Source organism: Methylobacter sp. BlB1 (assembly GCF_015476545.1).
Taxonomy (GTDB): domain Bacteria; phylum Pseudomonadota; class Gammaproteobacteria; order Methylococcales; family Methylomonadaceae; genus Methylobacter.
Genome location: NZ_JADMKV010000005.1, coordinates 74,320 through 91,201, shown reverse-complemented (window position 1 = coordinate 91,201; position 16,882 = coordinate 74,320). Strand labels below are relative to the sequence as shown.

Below are 16,882 nucleotides of genomic sequence, written 5' to 3'. Positions count from 1 at the left end.
AATGAATGAAACAGACGATAACCTCGCCTTCAGGGAAGCAATGCCAGCATCAGAGGTGCCTGTCATCGATACGCTTTCGCCCTGGTGGAGGCGCGCGAGTCTTATCATTCTGATTTTCGGTCTGGCGGTTCTTCTGCTGGTAACGCTCAAGGTCTATCATGAAGCGCCTCCGATTCCAAAGAAGGTGATGGCGGCCGATGGATCGATTTTATTCACTGACGATGACATTCGCGCCGGCCAGCAAGTATTTCTTAAGTACGGACTGATGGACAATGGCACTGTTTGGGGGCATGGCGTTTATCTCGGCCCCGATTATTCGGCAGAGTATCTGCATACCCAGGCGCTTGCCGGTGCGGCGTTGATTGCCCGGCAGCGCTATGGCCAATCGCCGGATCAATTAACATCGGCTCAGCGGGCGGTTGTCGAGGCGGAAGTGCGGGCTGAACTGGAACAAAATCGGTATGATCCTAACAACAGCATACTGACCATGGGGTCTTCCTATGGCGACTGGTTTCGGCAGCAGACGCACGCGTGGAACACCTATTTCTCCTCGCCGCTACAGAGCGGCGGGCTCGGCGTGGGCGCTATCCGTAATCCTGATGAGCTTCGGCAGCTAACCGCTTTTGTCGCTTGGACTGCCTGGGCTTCGGCCGCCAATCGGCCGGGAAAGTCTTATTCGTACACGAACAATTTTCCATTCGATCCTGTGGCGGGAAACACGCCAACGGCTGATGCGGTGATCTGGAGCGTTTTGAGCCTGATTTTTTTGTTCGGCGGAACAGCGCTGGTGCTGTTAGCGTTCGGTAAATTCAAATTTCTCGGATGGAAGACCGAGGGGCATGTGCATCCGCAACGGCTCCTCACCGGCGGGAGTCCCGCCCAACGTGCCACGCTCAAGTATTTTGTTATCGTCTCGTTGCTGCTTTTAATGCAAACGCTGGCCGGCGGCGGCACCGCGCATTATCGCGCCGATCCGAACAGCTTTTATGGATTTGATCTTTCTTTGTGGTTCCCCAGTAACTTGTTGAGAACCTGGCATCTGCAGTTAGCGATTTTCTGGATTTCCACCGCGTTCGTCGCTGGCGCGCTCTTTCTGAGCAGCGAACTTGGCCGGAAGGAACCAAGAGGGCAAACGGCCGGCATTCATGCTTTGTTCTGGGCTCTGCTCATAGTCGTTATCGGCAGTTTATTGGGCGAATGGGTTGGAATGCTACAGAAATTGCCGCAGATTTGGTTCTGGTTAGGCGACCAGGGTTGGGAATACCTTGAGCTAGGCCGCGCATGGCAATTTTTGCTGGCTGCCGCGCTGCTCTTCTGGTTTGGCTTGCTGGTGCGCGCGCTGATTCCGGCCCTGCATGATACCGAACATCGGGAGATCGCCGGTTTGTTTTTGTTTGCCGCGCTGGCTATTCCGTTCTTTTATCTGCCGGCCATGTTCTTCGACAGCTCGACCCATTTCTCTATTGTCGATTCCTGGCGTTTCTGGATCATTCATCTTTGGGTTGAGGGCTTTTTCGAGTTTTTCATCACGGTACTGGTCGCTACTATTTTTTTCCGTTTTGGCGTTGTCTCGCGATTGACGGCGACTCGCATCATTTACCTGGACGCCATCTTGTACTTTGCCGGCGGCATCATAGGCACAGGCCATCACATGTACTGGACCGGGCAGACCAGCCTCAACATGGCCTTAAGCGCCATGTTCTCGGCGCTCGAAGTCGTGCCATTGACATTGCTCACGCTCGACGCCTGGGATTTCATAACGCTGACCCACTCGCGCTGCGTTATCTGCCAACAGAAGATCGCGGTACCTCATAAATGGACTTTCTATTTTCTCATTGCCGTCGGCGTCTGGAATTTTGTCGGGGCCGGGATTTTCGGCTTTCTCATCAATCTGCCGATCGTCAGTTATTACGAGGCCGGCACATTGCTGACGCCGAACCATGGCCATGCCGCTTTGATGGGCGTGTTCGGCAATCTTGGCATCGGCCTTCTCGTATTTGTGATCAGGCAGACAGTCAGTGATGCCCTTTGGATGGACTTGGAGAAATATATTCGGGTTGGTTTCTGGGGGATCAATATCGGACTTCTGATGATGGTGGTTTTTAGCCTGTTCCCGGCTGGCGTGCTGCAATTGATCGACGTGGTGGAAAACGGTTATTGGCATGCGCGGGGGCTTGCTTATACGGGCACGCATCAGTCCTGTCTTTTTGAATGGCTGCGCTTGCCCGGAGACCTTGTGTTTATCATTTTCGGCGCCTCTCCCATCTTTATCGCTACGATTTATGCCTATTTAATGGAACGGAAGGTCCCGGCCGCCGGTATTGAGATCAAATAATAGCGATTTCTTGGAAGAAGCTGCTTGGGGAGCGCTTTATTTATGCACGTGCTGACGCATTGTCCTTCATCAGTGGAGTGAATTTATGACCGATCCATCTCAACTTGACCAGCTTTGCATCAATACTCTGCGCACGCTTTCCATCGATGCCGTCCAGAAAGCGAAATCCGGCCATCCGGGTACGCCCATGGGCGCGGCTCCGACCGCTTACTGTCTGTGGCAGCGCTTCTTGCGCTTTGATCCGGAAGATCCCAACTGGCCGAACCGTGACCGTTTCGTGCTCTCGGCCGGTCATGCCTCGGCGTTGCTCTACAGTCTGCTGTATCTGTGCAGCGTCAAGGCGGCCAGCCCCAGTTATAAGGAATCTGACCGGCTGGCAGTGACGCTTGAAGATCTCAAGACGTTCCGCCAGATCAACAGCCGCTGCACGGGGCACCCTGAGTACGGCTGGACTTCCGGCGTGGAGACGACCACGGGGCCGCTCGGGCAAGGGGCTGCGAACAGTGTCGGCATGGCGATCGCAGAACGCTGGCTGGCGTCCACTTACAACCGTCCCGGTTACGATCTGTTTGATTACAACGTGTATGCACTGTGCAGCGATGGCGACATCATGGAGGGCGTTTGCGCCGAGGCTGCGTCCTTGGCGGGTCACTTGAAGCTTTCCAATCTCTGCTGGATTTACGATGACAACGATATCACCATCGAAGGCTCGACCCGTCTGACTTTCACGGAAAATGTGGCGGAGCGCTTTTCCGGCTACGGTTGGCATGTCTCTCATGTTGAGGATGCCAATGACCTTGATCTGCTTACCCAATGCTACGAAAAATTCCTTAATACGTATGATGGGCCTACGTTAATTATCGTTCGGAGTCATATCGGCTATGGCGCGCCGCACAAGCATGATACGAAAGAAGCCCATGGCGAACCGCTGGGCGATGAAGAAGTTCGGCTGGCGAAAATGGCTTACGGCTGGAACCCGGATGTGCAGTTTTACGTGCCGGACGAGGTTCCGGCGCACTTCCGGGATCAGTTTGGCCGGCGCGGTTCTGCGGCTCGCTCAGGCTGGAATGAGCAGTTTGCAGCCTATCGCCAGCATTTTCCGGATCTTGCCGAACAGGTCGATCAGATGCAGCGGCGTGAGTTGCCGGACGGTTGGGATAGCGATTTACCTGAATTTCCGGCCGATGCGAAGGGCATGGCTACCCGCGAATCGTCGGGTAAAGTGCTGAATGCGATAGCCGGAAAAGTGCCATGGCTGTTGGGCGGTGCGGCAGACCTTGCGCCGTCTACGAAAACACATTTAAGCGAAGAACCGGCCGGCGAGTTTCAGGCGCCAGGGCAGGGGGGCGATTACCGCGGCCGCAATTTACACTTTGGCCTGCGCGAGCACGCCATGTGCGCTATCGCCAGCGGGCTGAGCCAATCAAAACTACGGCCTTTTGCTGCAAGCTTCTTTATTTTTACCGACTACTGCCGGGCTGCGGTGCGGCTTTGCGCCATGATGGAACTGCCCGTGATCTATATCTGGACGCATGATTCGATCAGTCTGGGCGAGGATGGGCCCACCCATCAGCCTGTCGAACATCTCGCTTCTTTTCGGGCCATGCCGGGCATGATTCTGATACGTCCGGCGGATGCGAACGAAGTGATCGAGACATGGCGCGTCATTATGTCAATCAAGGATCGCCCTGTCAGTCTGGTGTTGACGCGTCAAGCGGTGCCGACGCTGGACCGTTCGAAATACGCGCCGGCCAGCGGTGTGGCCCGCGGCGCCTATGTACTTGCCGATGCCGAGGATCAGCAGCCTGATGTACTGTTGCTGGGGACGGGCAGTGAGGTCGGTCTCTGCGTTATGGCTTATGAGCAACTGAAATCCGAAGGGATCAAGGCGCGAGTGATAAGCATGCCGTCATGGGATCTGTTCGAGGCTCAGAGCCAGGCTTATAGGGACAGCGTGCTGCCTCCACGGATCAAGGCGCGGGTCGCCGTCGAAGCCGCATCCAGCTTCGGTTGGGAGCGCTATACCGGTTGCGAGGGCGCCAGGTTTTGTCTGCATGACTTCGGTCTGTCTGCACCAGCGAAAGTCGTCGCTCAACATTTCGGTTTTACGCCGGAAAACATTGCCGCTGTCGCTAGGGAGCAAATCAAAAAACACAGCAGCAGTGCGAGTAGCCAAAGAGATTAGCATCATATAAACAACACTTGATTACAGAGCAAAATTGATCGAGTGCGGCATCTGCCGTTTAGACAGTATGTGTGCGTGGCGCTGTTAATGCACCATCTATCATCGTAGAGGGACGTCCAATTCATGGAGGCGATTATATTTATGATTATTTATATCATAGACATATGTCAAATATAACATTTATTAAGTCTTATTTTGATATAAAGGTTTAATAACTACCTTGGCAGAGGCAAAATGACAGGCTGGCACGTTTCAATTAAGGGTATTATATCATAGACATATTTAAAAAAATGAATGCCAAGACACTTCAGGATTCTTAAAAGGTACAATCATGATTAATATAGATGGCGCACGTGGGGAGGGTGGCGGACAGATGCTGAGAACATCACTATCGTTGGCTGCCAGTCTGGGAAAACCGCTGCGCATCAAAAATATCAGGCAAGGCAGAAAAAAACCGGGGCTGATGCGCCAACATTTAGCCAGCGTTAAGGCCATGGCCGAGATATGCGATGCGCAGGTTAATGGTGCGTTTGTCGGTTCTCAGGAAATTAAATTTATACCTGGCAATATTAAGGCTGGTGACTATCATTTTGCTATCGGCACTGCCGGCAGCAGTACATTGGTTTTCCAGACCGTGCTGCCGGCGCTGTTATTGACTGGCAAGCCTTCACGGTTGATTCTGGAAGGAGGAACGCATAACCCAATGGCCCCCAGCTTTGATTTTATACAACACAGTTTTTTGCCGGTTCTGGAACAAATGGGCGCTAAGTTTAATGCCAAGATCGACCGCTACGGCTTTTATCCGGCAGGAGGCGGAAAATGGACAATAACCATCAATCCTCCTCAAAACTTTCAAAAAGTCATACTGGAAAATCAGGGAATACTGCTTAATAGTCAGGCAAAATGCATGGCATCCAGAATACCTGGCCATGTGCTGATCAGAGAGAAAAAACAATTATTGAAAAGGCTGAACTGGCCTGAAGAAAGCATAACGTTGGAAACAGTTGAATCGCCAGGCCCTGGCAATATTATTTCTCTCCAAGTTCGTTATTCTGACATAACAGAAGTTGTCGAAAGCATTGGAGAGCGCGGCATCAGCGCTGAACAAGTGGCTGACAAGGCGGCTGACGAGTTGATAAATTATCAATCCTTAGGTGCGCCTGTCGGCTGTTATCTCGCTGACCAACTCCTCTTACCGTTAAGCCTGGGAGCCGGCGGTTCGTTTGTGACCGGTCCTTTATCCGAGCATAGCCGGACTAATATTGCTGTTATTCGGCAATTTATGAATGTAGAGATTAATGTAGTTGAAATTGATCCGGGCAGACAGTCGCGGGTCGAGGTGAGCGTGTGACCAGATCCTTGTTCGGTTTAAGTTTAGGATTGATCCTTTTGCAGATCGGTTGTACGTTAATAGCCGTCGACCAACCTCCACGTATCACGCCGGCAGAGGGCGTCAAGCCAGCATTCGCCATACCTACCATACGCGAACGCATGATTTATCTGGCCCGTCAGGAATGGATGCTATTTGGCCAGCCTGTGGCCGATTATACTTATCAACCGCCGGTACTGACCTATTCGAATGGAGAAGTGAACAGCCATGAAACCCAGGCTCCGCTTTTCTCGCGCGTGTATTTATACTGGTACACTGCCTCATCTTTGCCGATATTAGGCTATGAAGGTGAACTGCGCCCCTGGTCAGGCGCTTTCATCATCTGGTTGGCGCGCAGTTCAGGTGTTCCCGAAAGCGATCTGCCATCCACTGTACTGCATTGGGATTATATCGAGCATGCGCTGTCGGCTGACAGGAATGCCCGCTTTATTGCCCGGGACGCAAAATTTTACTCACCCAAGCCAGGAGATTTGCTTTGTGCGCCTCGGGAGGAGGGATTCATGCGTGAAGTAAATGCGTTCGCGCGATTGCGCCGCGGACCTTATCATTGCGATATTGTGGTAGAACGCCGAGCGAATGAGTTGGATCTGATCGGAGGAAATGTGCTCGATGCGGTTTCCCTGACTCATGTAGAATTGGATGCCCAAGGTTACGTATTGCCCATTGCTGAACGGCCTTGGCAGATTGTTATAGAGCAAAGGGATATTTAAGTTCGCGGACGCATCAGCTATGAAGCTTCGATTATTCTGTTTGATTCATGCGCTGATGCGTCGCCTAAAAGCGAATAATAAAAAGCCGCAACATTAAATAAGCTGCGGCTCGTCTTGTATTTATGTAGACATCAATTTAACTGGATGAATTAATCACGATCCTCATTGTGGCTTTCATTCTTTTCAACGTTTTTCCTGATTTCACTGATCGCCATCGTTTTATCATTGCCCGTTCCCGAATGCTGGACGTTCACGAACAGTTTGTGCGGATTTTTGCCGAAATATATACCGGTCCCTTCCGCATCTTTATCTTTCATCGATGCAAACAAATGCACGCCATCCGCATGGCTATCGCCGTCATTATCGGGTTCTGCTACCCAAATATCGCTGGGTACATTGTCTTCCACGATCCATAATTTTCCGTCAGGACCGTTGGCCAAGTTATCAGGGCTTTTAAGACCGGTTACGCCGGAAGCTGAATTTTCTGCAGCAATATTGACACCGGCTTCAACGAAGTAGTTGACCATCGGCGCTTCATTCAGGCTGATAGACAATATAGCGCCGGGGCCATCTTTGCCGCCGGTTCGCGGTTCGCAGGTCAATGCCGCATATAAAACCTTGCCGATGCGCTCCAAATCTTCAGGACGACAGTAACTGGTTGCTCCAATTTGTTCTGCAGCCGCTTGCGCATCAAATGTGGCTGGATCAAGGTTAAGTTCTGCCCATTCCGCCTCGCCGATTTGGGCGCCATTTTTAACCCGCAATGCAAATAACTTGCCGCTGCTCAAATCGCCATAAGTGTTTGGTACGAACTTGTAAATAGATCCGCCTGGTGCACGGTCTTCATCGATCACATAGACATTGCCTTCATCATCGGTCTCAATCCCTTCATGAGCAATTGAACCAAGCAATGGGCGGGCTGTGACTTTTTTTGCTTTGGTAGGGTCACCCTTGTCCAGCTCGATTTCATAAACCAGTCCCGATGAAGCATGCGGATAATCGGGATCAGGATAGCCGCCCGAGTTTGTTTCCTCAGCAACCAGAATAGTATGCCACGGTGTCCAGACAATACCGTCCAAGGCTTCCCAATAATCTCTAGCTGCCAATTCTTTGGCTTTGCCCGTTTTTAAATCGATAACGGAAACTGCTCCGCCCAATCTCCCGTCATTGCGTTGGTCATTGCCTGGACGGACTTCATGAGTACGGTATAAATAGCGCCCAGCTTGTTTTTGAGTCTCATTGACCGTATTCATGTCAGGCCAATCGTTATCAATATAAATGTTTAAATTGGATTCATCAGAGATAACGGATTGTTTGAATCCTTCTGGAATCAACCAGGTCGATTCATCCAACACAGCAGGATCATTGGTGAGTTCATTATAAGCAGACCCCTTGATCGGTTTGAAGGCCATTGGTCCTTTGACTTCATCGGCGAAATTGATGACTGGATGAAAAACGCCTGCCGCCGCAAGTAAGGGAAGGGATGTTAGAATTATTTTATTCATGCTTATTTTCCGTATATTTTCTGAATTTTAATTGGCCGCAATGCTATAAGCGGACTTCATGAATAATAAGTATTGGAAATGACAAAAATATGAAGAAATTAAGAAGAATTGATGACTATGTTATTGCCTCAATCAATTATAATGAGCTCTTTCTGCCTTCCTGATAAACAGGAGCTTCCCGGGTAATACCGATAACAATGCCAACAAAACGTTGATTTTAATTATCTCGCCTAAGAAAAATATTTTAAAACGCTATAGCGCAAGCTCTGCTGATTGCTGTAACTCATGTATTATCCAAACGTAAAGAAAACCATTGTTGCCAGACCCATAGGCAAAAAACGTCCACAATTCGGCGAGCTTCATCCCATATTGGAACGTATTTATTTAGCCAGAGGCTTAACATCGGAAGCTGATCTGGATAGAACGCTGGCAAAATTGCCATCGCCGTGGTTGTTATCGGGCATGGAGGATATGGTTGCTCATCTAATCAACGCGATTAATGAAGGGCTGAGAATTTCTGTCATAGCCGACTTCGATGCAGATGGCGCCACCAGTTGCGCAGTGGCTGTCAAGGGCCTGCAATTACTGGGGGCAGGGTCGGTTTCATTTATAGTCCCCAACCGGTTTGAATACGGTTATGGATTGACGCCGGAAATTGTAGAACTGGTCAAACAGCAAAAGCCCGACATTATCATTACTGTTGATAATGGCATATCAAGCATTGATGGTGTTAAAGTGGCTAAGGCTTCTGGATTAAAGGTTCTGGTAACGGATCACCATTTGCCTGGGCATGAGCTTCCGGCTGCTGATGCTATCGTCAATCCCAATTTACCCGACGATAAATTTCCGAGTGGCGCGCTGGCAGGTGTCGGAGTGATTTTCTATGTGTTAATGGCGCTGCGTAGCCGCTTAAGAGAACAAAACTGGTTCGAGAGGCATCAGATCCAGGAGCCTAATCTCGCTCAGTTGCTTGATTATGTGGCTCTAGGTTCAGTTGCCGATGTGGTTCCGCTGGACCGAGTCAACCGAATACTGGTTTATCAAGGATTATTAAGGATACGCACGGGGCGCGCGCATCCTGGGGTGAATGCGCTGATTGAAGTATCAGGCAAAAAAGCTCAATCAATCAGTTCGTCGGATCTGGGTTTTTCATTAGGGCCGAGACTCAATGCAGCTGGGCGCATGGATGATATGTCATTAGGCATTGAGTGCCTGTTAACCGAAGATCCGGCTCATGCCAAAGAAATAGCACTTCAGCTCGATGATCTGAATAATGATCGGCGGGAAATTGAAGGCCAAATGAAAAAGGAAGCGGTTGCTTTATTGAGGGAAATGAAAACCCTGGATGAAAATCATTTGCCTGCCGGGGTTTGCCTGTTTAATGCGGACTGGCATCAGGGCGTGATTGGCATTTTAGCGTCACGAATCAAGGACAGATTGCATCGACCTGTTATCGCTTTTGCTTCGGCCGGCAAAGATGAAATAAAAGGTTCCGCACGTTCTATTCCTGGCGTTCATATCCGTGATGTGCTGAGCGATATTGCCGCCGAGCATCCTAAGTTATTAAGCAAGTTTGGTGGTCACGCCATGGCGGCCGGTTTAAGTTTGAAAATGCACGATTATCCGCCTTTTGCTCTAGCCTTTGACGAAATGGTGAGAAAGCGTCTGGCGAATGTTGATCTGGAGCTAAAGATTTATTCGGATGGCGAGCTATCCGAAAATGACATCTCGATTGAATTTGCCGCTCTATTGCAAAACGCAGGTACCTGGGGGCAGGAGTTTCCGGAGCCAGTGTTCGACGGAATTTTTGATGTCATTCAATCTCGTGTCGTCGGCCAGCGCCATCTTAAACTGGTGCTCAGAAAGCCAGATACCGAGCAGTTAATTGATGCTATCGCTTTTTATGTGGATCATCCTGAACAATGGTTGGGCCTGAGATCTTGCAGGATAGCTTATAAATTGGATATTAACGAATTCAGAGGGAATCGCAACGTTCAGTTTATTTTGCAATACATGGAAAAAATAGCATAAAAAAGGGCGGAAAAACCGCCCTTTTTTGACACGTGGGTTATTTTTTATCTGTAGTAGCTGGTTTTTCCGCTTCAGGTGCGGCCTTCTCAGCAGGGGCGTCACTTGGCTTTGCAGGTTCAGCTGCTGGTTGTTGAGTAGCTGGTTGCTCTGTAGTTGCCGGCTCGCCAGCAGGCGCGGCCGGTTCAGCGCCTTCAGCTTTTGGTTTTTCTTCTGTTGTCGGAACCAGAACTTCTACTTGCGCCTGCTTACGCAGGTTTTCTATCATGGATTGGACTTTTTTGCGTTGCAGATAAGGTGTCAGCTGTTCTTTTACCGCTTCCAAAGGAGGTGGTGTTACAGGACGTGAGTCTTCTCTTAAAATAACATGCCAGCCAAACTGTGTCTGTACCGGTGTTTTAGTGTATTTGCCGTTTTCCAGTTTTTCTACCGCTTCAGAGAAAGGCGCCACCATCTGATTAGCACTGAACCAGCCCAAATCACCGCCTTGAGATGATTTATCTATAGAGTTTTTGTTTGCCAGTTCGTCAAATTTTGCGCCTTTGTCTAATTTTTCAATCAGCTTTTTAGCTTCAGCTTCAGTTTTGACTAAAATATGGCGCGCTTTATATTCATTGCCTTTCTCAGCGGCAACTTTGCTGTCGTACTCAGCTTTAACTTCGGCTTCGGTGACCGGATTGGTTTTTAAGTAATCCTGCAGAACGGCTTGCGACAGTAATGATTTCTTTAGAGTTTCAAGACGTTCTACAACCTCAGGCGATTTATCAAGCCCTTTTTTTACGGCTTCCTGAACCAGTAACTCACGTTGGATCAATTCTTCTATTAATTTATCTTTAGGAAAAGTCTGCCCGTGCGCACGTTCGGCAACTTCACCTTCCAAGTCTGTCAGTGTTTTTTTGCTGATATATTTTCCGTTTACGACGGCAACGGCATCTGCTTTGTCAACAACGGGAGCGGCAGGTGTGGCATCAGTACTTTTTTGTTCATTGCAAGCTGAAATCGAAACCAGTGCTGTACCAGCAAGCAGTAAAGGGATAATCTTTTTTTTCATTTATTATTTTCCTTATATTTTACGTTCAGAGGGTGATAGAGCATTAATGCCTAAAGCATGGATTTGATGTTTCATCATGTCGCCCAACGCTTTATAGATTAGCTGGTGCCGTTGAACCAATGATTTGCCTTCAAACGCCTCGGCAACAATTGTTACATGGTAATGACCGCCGCCGCTACGTGCTCCAGCATGTCCAGCATGAGCTGAGCTGTTATCTACGATTTCCAGAAGCTCAGGATGAAAAGCATCGTTTAATAATTGTTTAATTATATTAACTGTCATTGAGGCAAGACTTTTTTGAAAGGTTTAACGGTGACCTGCGTATAAACGCCTGCATCAATATAGGGGTCCGCATCGGCCCATTGTTGAGCTGCTTCCAGGGTATCAAACTCGGCCACAATCAAACTGCCGGTAAAACCGGCTTCGCCCGGATTTTCACTATCTACAGCGGGATGCGGACCGGCTAAAATCAGTCTTCCAGCATCCTGAAGCGCTTGCAGTCTTTTAAGATGGGCAGGACGCGCGGTCATCCTTTTTTCCAGACTATGCGCTACATCTTCACTGATAATTGCGTATAACACGATTTATTCCTCTGCCTCGGGGATATATTTATAGATAAAAATCATTTGTACCAGAATAAAAATAATCATCAGCCCCGGCACGCCGAATGTTTTAAAAGTCACCCAATCATCGGTATTGTAATTATACATAACATACAGATTGATAAAGCCGACACTGATAAAGAAACTGGCCCACATAATGTTTAACCGTCTCCAGACCACTGCCGGCAACGTCAAACTGCCGGACATCATTCGTTCGACGAAAGGCTTTTTACCAATGAATTGACTGCCTAGAAAGGCAAGGCCGAATAGCCATTCTATAATGGATAATTTCCATTTGATAAATTGCTCATCCTGTAAATAAATGGTGGCGCCGCCCATCACAAGAATCAGGGCCAAAGTAATCCATTGCATGGTTTCAACTTTACGATGTTTAAACCAGGTATAGGCAACCTGAATAACAGTGGCTACGATAACGACTGCGGTAGCAACATATATATCGTAAAGCTTAAAGGCAATAAAGAATAAAATGATAGGGAAGAATTCGAAAAGCTGATTCATAATAGCTGGATATGAAGGTTGTCAGACATAAGTGTCTATTCCTGTAATCAGTAAGGTTGACTGATTTTGTATATGAGCATTTAATGCTTTTAAAGTACGCGTATCAGTTGATTTATAAGTATTATGTTGGTCTATTAAGCCTAGAGTTAAACCGGCATTATCGAATGCTTTTTTAATCTCATCGGCAGAAAGGCCCCGGCCGAACTGATGGTTATGAGAGTTTATAGGAACAGAAAGTTCACTGATTTCATCTTTGTTTTGCACGCTGTTGTTTCTTTCAATGGACTGCCGGTTATATCCAATAGGCGAAAAAGTTAACAATGAACTACGAATTTCCATATATTTAACCGTCTGTTATGCAAACATGATGACGAGCTATTGTAAAATCTTTGCTCATGAATGTACATAACCCCATGTGCGTTTCTGCTAAAATGCCAACTTTTCGGAAAAAATCCATGAATATAAACACACAGACAGAATTAGAAGCGGCTGCATTCAGGCAATTGGTCAGTCATTTACAGAGACACACCGAAGTGCAAAACATTGATTTAATGATTTTGGCTGATTTTTGCAGGAATTGCCTGGCAAAATGGTACGCGGCTGCGGCTGCAGAGCGGGGCGTTGATATCGATTATGAGCAGGCGAGGGAAGTGATTTATGGCATGCCCTATAAAGAGTGGAAAGATAAATATCAAAGCGAAGCGACAGCCGAACAATTAGCTGCTTATGAGCGTAAACAGCAGGCAAAATCATAACTGATAAATGAGTAGTTAATATGAGTGGTAATAAAAAATCCCAATACGATGCGCTGTTCTCCGGGGTAATAGGGCAGGACTATGAAATGCTCAATATGATCTGTCCATTAGCGACGGAAATGAGCCGTCTTGTAGGCGCTGCAGTTACAGAATATCCTGCTCGAAGTGCAGATAAATTGAAGATTGTCGAATTGGGCGGAGGAACTGGCATTACCACGTTATCAATATTAACTGCCAGGGAGGCGGCAATTGTAATAAGCATTGATAACGAACCCACTATGCAGAACCAAGCCAAAAACCATCTAAAAAAATGGGCTGATAAGGAAAGGCTATTTTTTTGTAGCGATGACGCATTGACCGCACTAGAAAATATGGCAACTGATAGCGTTGACATCGTGGCATCCGCCTATACTTTGCACAATTTTCAAAATACTTATCGTCAGAGAGTTATAGGGGAAATTTTCCGCGTTTTAAAGCCCGGCGGGCAACTTATTAATGGAGATCGTTATGCCCTGGACGATGTTTCCATACATACGCGGGTTGTTCAGAGAGAGATGGAGGGGTATTTCAAGATATTGACGGAAGCCAATAAGCTTGATTTATTGGAGAGTTGGGTAATTCACATATTAAATGATGAATCCGAAGACCATATCATGCGTGAATCGCTGTCGCTAAATCAACTAAAAGAAGTCGGTTTTTCACAGGTTAGCCTGAGTCACAGAATGGAAGCCAATGCCTTGGTCACGGCTATTAAACCTGCTCAATAAGGGAGCGACTTAACAAGTATTTACAGGCACATTCAATGCCTGTCTTTGCTTTAATTCAGGCAATAAGGCTTCAATCGGTTGCCGAGGTAAAGCTTAAATCCGCGTAATGGCTCAGGCTTTGGCTGTAAAGCCACAGCTTGTCCTAATAAAGCTGCATACAGGGGAATCATCACGTTATTAATGGTTTTTTGCCAGATCATGCGTGACTTTGACCTATTAAAGTCTTTTCAACGCCGAAAGCTCCCCGAGTAGAACGGCATCCCTTCGCATGACTGCAGAGCGCGAGTCATCGCGCGTCTTGAGCCGGCGAAACTGAGCGAGAGCTTTGTCGCCTGGGGGCAGGAAACTGACGGCGGACGAAGTCGTGGCGATTAATGGCGGCAAGACGGCCCGGCGCTCTTACGACCGTCAGGGCAAACGGGGAGCCATCCACATGGTCAGCGCCAAGCCAAGCCGGGCTTTCTTTCGATCAAGTTTTTTCTTTTTGATATTTATATGCGCTTGTCCTGGGAGCCATAGCACAAATACATGAATGCGCCAGAATGATTGTTATAATGGCAGATTTTTAAGCGTAACGATTACAAAGGAGAAATTGGTTTTGACACAAGTGCAGGACATTACGAGTCCGATGAGTCCATCGGAAAAACGCGCCACCTGGTCTTTGGCCAGCATTTATGCTTTCCGCATGCTCGGCTTGTTCCTGATTATGCCGGTATTGTCGTTATTTGCCGAGCAGCTTGAGGGGGCAACACACTCATTAGTCGGTCTGGCTATCGGCATTTACGGCATTACCCAATCGCTTCTGCAAATTCCTTTTGGTTTGATGTCGGATCGGTTTGGCCGTAAAAAGATCATAATCATCGGTTTGTTGCTGTTTTTTGCCGGCAGTGTGATTGCCGCCATGTCCACGACTATTTACGGCGTTCTGCTGGGGCGTGCCATACAGGGGGCCGGCGCAGTAGCCGCCGCCGTTATGGCGTTGGTGGCCGATTTAACGCAGGAAGTGCACCGCACGAAAGCCATGGCATTGATCGGCGCCAGTATCGGCGTATCCTTCGGCATTGCCATTACTTCAGGTCCCGTGATTGCGAGCTTTGTTGGCGTGCAGGGCATATTCTGGCTGATTGCGGGACTGGCGTTGCTGGCTATATTAATTCTTCTATTTATAGTGCCCAATCCCCAGGAATCCAAGACACATCGCGATGCGGAACTCGTACCGACGCAATTTTCGCATGTGCTGAAAAATGTTGAATTACTGCGGCTGGATTACGGCATTTTTATCTTGCACGCCATTTTAACGGCCAGTTTTGTCATCGTGCCTTTGTTAATGCGCGATGCCGGCCTGCTTCCGGCACAGCACTGGCAGGTTTATCTGCCGGTATTCATTGTCTCCATGGCCGCTATTATCCCGTTTGTCATATTGGCGGAAAAAAAGCGCAAGATGAAAACCGTCTTTATAGGCGCCATTGCCGCACTGGTGCTGGCTGACATCGGTTTGATGCAGTTCAATAGTAATCTGTTTGCCATAGTCGGCTTTCTCTGGCTGTTTTTCTGCGGTTTTAATCTGCTGGAAGCGACCTTGCCGTCGTTAATATCCAAGAATGCGCCAGCTGACCTGCGAGGCACAGCGATGGGCATCTATTCAACCTGTCAGTTTCTGGGCGCAGGCATCGGCGGCGCAGCAGGCGGCTGGTGTTATGGAGAATTTGGCGCCGGCGCCGTATTTTTGTTTTGCGCGGGCGCTGCCGGCAGTTGGCTGCTTTTATCGCTCAGCATGAAACCGCCGCGTTATTGGGCGAATCTGCTCATTTCTCTGGAAAAACTGACGGAGCAGGAAGCCAACGAATTTATGGCGGAGATGGTGAAGATTGTCGGTGTGGAAGAAGTGACCTTGCATTATGAAGAAGCAGTCGCTTACCTCAAAGTTGACAATCAGAAGCTGGACAGGGATGGCTTGCAATATCTGATTTCAAGCTATACCAGTGCCTGATCTTGTAAGGCAATGCTGCTTGCAACATTGAATTCAAAGGTCTGTCTTGATTAGTAGAAAACTTGGAATACCTTTATAATCTCAAAAAATAGAGGATTTTTCTAAGAAATATCCGGGTAATACACAATGAAAGCCGGAAAGCAGAAGTTTGATGCCTTCTTATCAAGATAAACCCGTAGATGAAGAAATTCGCCGGCAAAACTAATCAAATTACAAAGAGCTGTTTTTATAAATAAATGTTAATGCCAATTAAACGACTTGTTTTAGTTTGTTCACTGCCTATCCTGGTTACAGGCTGCGCCGAGTTTTATGGCTCTCAGCCTCCAGCACCGGTATATGGTGGACAACCTCGTGTCCAACCGAACATCTATGCTAAGCCTGCGCCCAAGCCGAAGCCTCCCAAAAAAGCCAAACAGGCTAAACGTCCGGCCGCTCCGACGGTTGAGACCCAACCGCTTAAGGACTCCGGCCCGATAACGACAACGCCTATGGAGCCCATAGAAACAACACCTATGGAAACAGTCCCAGGGGCGGGCGCTATTCCGGGTTCTGCAGTACCTTCTGTCCAGGCGCCTGCGGCGCCTTTGCCGGAACCCACGGAAATGATGCAGCCATTGGAACCGGTTGCGTTTGTATCATCGTCGCCGGCGGTAGGCGCTCTGGTTTCCGCGGCGGACCAAAACAGCCAGTCCGGCAACCTTGATTCGGCAGTGGCCGCTATAGAACGTGCCATCAGAATAGAACCCCGCAATGCAGCCTTGTTTTATAAGCTTGCGGAGTTAAGGCTCAAACAGTCCAAACCGCGATTAGCGGAAGACCTGGCAAAAAAATCGGCGCTGCTGGCATCCGGAAACGCGCGTTTGAAAAGGCAAAGCTGGCTATTGATCGGAAACGCCAAAGTGATGCAGCAGGATTTCGCAGGCGCCAGAGCGGCAAGAGCCAAGGCTGCAAGTTTTTAAGACGATCATTTTCAAAATCGGCGGTCATGTGCCCGCCGATGTCTTTGAACTGTTCAAGGCGGTGGCTTTAGGCCGGAAACGGTTTG

At 48.5% G+C, this 16,882-nt stretch carries 15 protein-coding genes; 9 read left to right on the top strand and 6 right to left on the bottom strand.

Features of this window, described 5'->3' with window-relative positions; translation table 11 throughout:
• Position 1: 1 nt before the first annotated feature.
• From IT781_RS03775 to IT781_RS03760, 4 genes are all read left to right on the top strand, one after another.
• Complete coding sequence (locus IT781_RS03775; RefSeq protein ID WP_228778893.1) at positions 2 to 2,335, top strand: nitric-oxide reductase large subunit; 2,334 nt, start codon at positions 2 to 4, stop codon at positions 2,333 to 2,335.
• 85 nt (positions 2,336 to 2,420) lie between these two features.
• Complete coding sequence (tkt, locus tag IT781_RS03770) at positions 2,421 to 4,520, top strand: transketolase (RefSeq protein WP_194968797.1); 2,100 nt, start codon at positions 2,421 to 2,423, stop codon at positions 4,518 to 4,520.
• A 331-nt stretch (positions 4,521 to 4,851) separates the two neighbouring features.
• Positions 4,852 to 5,871 carry an RNA 3'-terminal phosphate cyclase gene (rtcA, locus tag IT781_RS03765; protein WP_194968796.1) on the top strand — a complete coding sequence of 340 codons (1,020 nt, stop codon included), beginning with the start codon at positions 4,852 to 4,854 and terminating at the stop codon, positions 5,869 to 5,871.
• Positions 5,868 to 6,620 (top strand): DUF2272 domain-containing protein, encoded by a 753-nt coding sequence (locus IT781_RS03760; RefSeq protein WP_370526915.1) that lies wholly within the window; start codon positions 5,868 to 5,870, stop codon positions 6,618 to 6,620. Before rtcA ends, IT781_RS03760 begins: the two co-directional genes overlap by 4 nt.
• 149 nt (positions 6,621 to 6,769) lie before the next feature.
• On the opposite strand, the gene IT781_RS03755 is transcribed toward IT781_RS03760, so the two are convergent.
• A complete protein-coding gene (locus tag IT781_RS03755; protein ID WP_194968795.1) occupies positions 6,770 to 8,125 on the bottom strand; it encodes an alkaline phosphatase PhoX in 1,356 nt (451 codons plus the stop codon).
• 285 nt (positions 8,126 to 8,410) lie between these two features.
• Here IT781_RS03755 and recJ point away from each other — a divergent pair, with 285 nt between their 5' ends.
• Positions 8,411 to 10,156 carry a single-stranded-DNA-specific exonuclease RecJ gene (gene recJ, locus IT781_RS03750; RefSeq protein ID WP_194968794.1) on the top strand — a complete coding sequence of 582 codons (1,746 nt, stop codon included), beginning with the start codon at positions 8,411 to 8,413 and terminating at the stop codon, positions 10,154 to 10,156.
• A 37-nt stretch (positions 10,157 to 10,193) separates the two neighbouring features.
• Here recJ and IT781_RS03745 read toward each other — a convergent pair whose 3' ends face one another.
• From IT781_RS03745 to IT781_RS03725, 5 genes are read right to left on the bottom strand one after another with little or no spacing between them, the layout of a single operon-like run.
• Complete coding sequence (locus IT781_RS03745) at positions 10,194 to 11,204, bottom strand: peptidylprolyl isomerase (RefSeq protein ID WP_194968793.1); 1,011 nt, start codon at positions 11,202 to 11,204, stop codon at positions 10,194 to 10,196.
• Positions 11,205 to 11,216: 12 nt separating this feature from the next.
• Positions 11,217 to 11,486: a BolA family transcriptional regulator gene (locus tag IT781_RS03740; protein ID WP_194968792.1), complete on the bottom strand. Its 270-nt coding sequence runs from the start codon at positions 11,484 to 11,486 to the stop codon at positions 11,217 to 11,219.
• A complete protein-coding gene (locus IT781_RS03735) occupies positions 11,483 to 11,785 on the bottom strand; it encodes a YciI family protein (RefSeq protein ID WP_194968791.1) in 303 nt (100 codons plus the stop codon). Before IT781_RS03735 ends, IT781_RS03740 begins: the two co-directional genes overlap by 4 nt.
• A 3-nt stretch (positions 11,786 to 11,788) precedes the next feature.
• Positions 11,789 to 12,325, bottom strand: a complete 537-nt coding sequence (locus IT781_RS03730) for a septation protein A (RefSeq protein WP_194968790.1) — start codon at positions 12,323 to 12,325, stop codon at positions 11,789 to 11,791.
• 21 nt (positions 12,326 to 12,346) lie between these two features.
• The gene (locus tag IT781_RS03725; protein ID WP_194968789.1) at positions 12,347 to 12,664 is read right to left on the bottom strand and encodes a hypothetical protein; all 318 of its coding nucleotides are present in this window, start codon (positions 12,662 to 12,664) and stop codon (positions 12,347 to 12,349) included.
• A gap of 116 nt (positions 12,665 to 12,780) precedes the next feature.
• On the opposite strand from IT781_RS03725, the gene IT781_RS03720 reads away from it, so the two are divergent.
• From IT781_RS03720 to IT781_RS03705, 4 genes are all read left to right on the top strand, one after another.
• On the top strand, positions 12,781 to 13,080 hold the full coding sequence (locus IT781_RS03720; RefSeq protein WP_194968788.1) for a DUF1244 domain-containing protein: 300 nt from the start codon (positions 12,781 to 12,783) through the stop codon (positions 13,078 to 13,080).
• A 20-nt stretch (positions 13,081 to 13,100) separates the two neighbouring features.
• Positions 13,101 to 13,847: a class I SAM-dependent methyltransferase gene (locus IT781_RS03715; protein WP_194968787.1), complete on the top strand. Its 747-nt coding sequence runs from the start codon at positions 13,101 to 13,103 to the stop codon at positions 13,845 to 13,847.
• A 628-nt stretch (positions 13,848 to 14,475) separates the two neighbouring features.
• Positions 14,476 to 15,837 (top strand): MFS transporter, encoded by a 1,362-nt coding sequence (locus IT781_RS03710; protein ID WP_194968828.1) that lies wholly within the window; start codon positions 14,476 to 14,478, stop codon positions 15,835 to 15,837.
• A 242-nt stretch (positions 15,838 to 16,079) separates the two neighbouring features.
• Positions 16,080 to 16,796, top strand: a complete 717-nt coding sequence (locus tag IT781_RS03705) for a tetratricopeptide repeat protein (protein ID WP_194968786.1) — start codon at positions 16,080 to 16,082, stop codon at positions 16,794 to 16,796.
• Positions 16,797 to 16,882 lie beyond the last annotated feature (86 nt).

Excerpts from the sequence above, each read along its gene's own strand:
- IT781_RS03715 (WP_194968787.1), top strand. The coding sequence starts at position 13,101 with ATGAGTGGTAATAAAAAATCCCAATACGATGCGCTGTTCTCCGGGGTA.
- IT781_RS03725 (WP_194968789.1), bottom strand. The coding sequence starts at position 12,664 with ATGGAAATTCGTAGTTCATTGTTAACTTTTTCGCCTATTGGATATAAC.
- IT781_RS03720 (WP_194968788.1), top strand. The coding sequence starts at position 12,781 with ATGAATATAAACACACAGACAGAATTAGAAGCGGCTGCATTCAGGCAA.
- IT781_RS03705 (WP_194968786.1), top strand. The coding sequence starts at position 16,080 with ATGCCAATTAAACGACTTGTTTTAGTTTGTTCACTGCCTATCCTGGTT.
- IT781_RS03740 (WP_194968792.1), bottom strand. The coding sequence starts at position 11,486 with ATGACAGTTAATATAATTAAACAATTATTAAACGATGCTTTTCATCCT.
- recJ (WP_194968794.1), top strand. The coding sequence starts at position 8,411 with ATGTATTATCCAAACGTAAAGAAAACCATTGTTGCCAGACCCATAGGC.
- tkt (WP_194968797.1), top strand. The coding sequence starts at position 2,421 with ATGACCGATCCATCTCAACTTGACCAGCTTTGCATCAATACTCTGCGC.
- IT781_RS03775 (WP_228778893.1), top strand. The coding sequence starts at position 2 with ATGAATGAAACAGACGATAACCTCGCCTTCAGGGAAGCAATGCCAGCA.
- IT781_RS03745 (WP_194968793.1), bottom strand. The coding sequence starts at position 11,204 with ATGAAAAAAAAGATTATCCCTTTACTGCTTGCTGGTACAGCACTGGTT.
- IT781_RS03730 (WP_194968790.1), bottom strand. The coding sequence starts at position 12,325 with ATGAATCAGCTTTTCGAATTCTTCCCTATCATTTTATTCTTTATTGCC.
- rtcA (WP_194968796.1), top strand. The coding sequence starts at position 4,852 with ATGATTAATATAGATGGCGCACGTGGGGAGGGTGGCGGACAGATGCTG.
- IT781_RS03755 (WP_194968795.1), bottom strand. The coding sequence starts at position 8,125 with ATGAATAAAATAATTCTAACATCCCTTCCCTTACTTGCGGCGGCAGGC.
- IT781_RS03710 (WP_194968828.1), top strand. The coding sequence starts at position 14,476 with ATGAGTCCATCGGAAAAACGCGCCACCTGGTCTTTGGCCAGCATTTAT.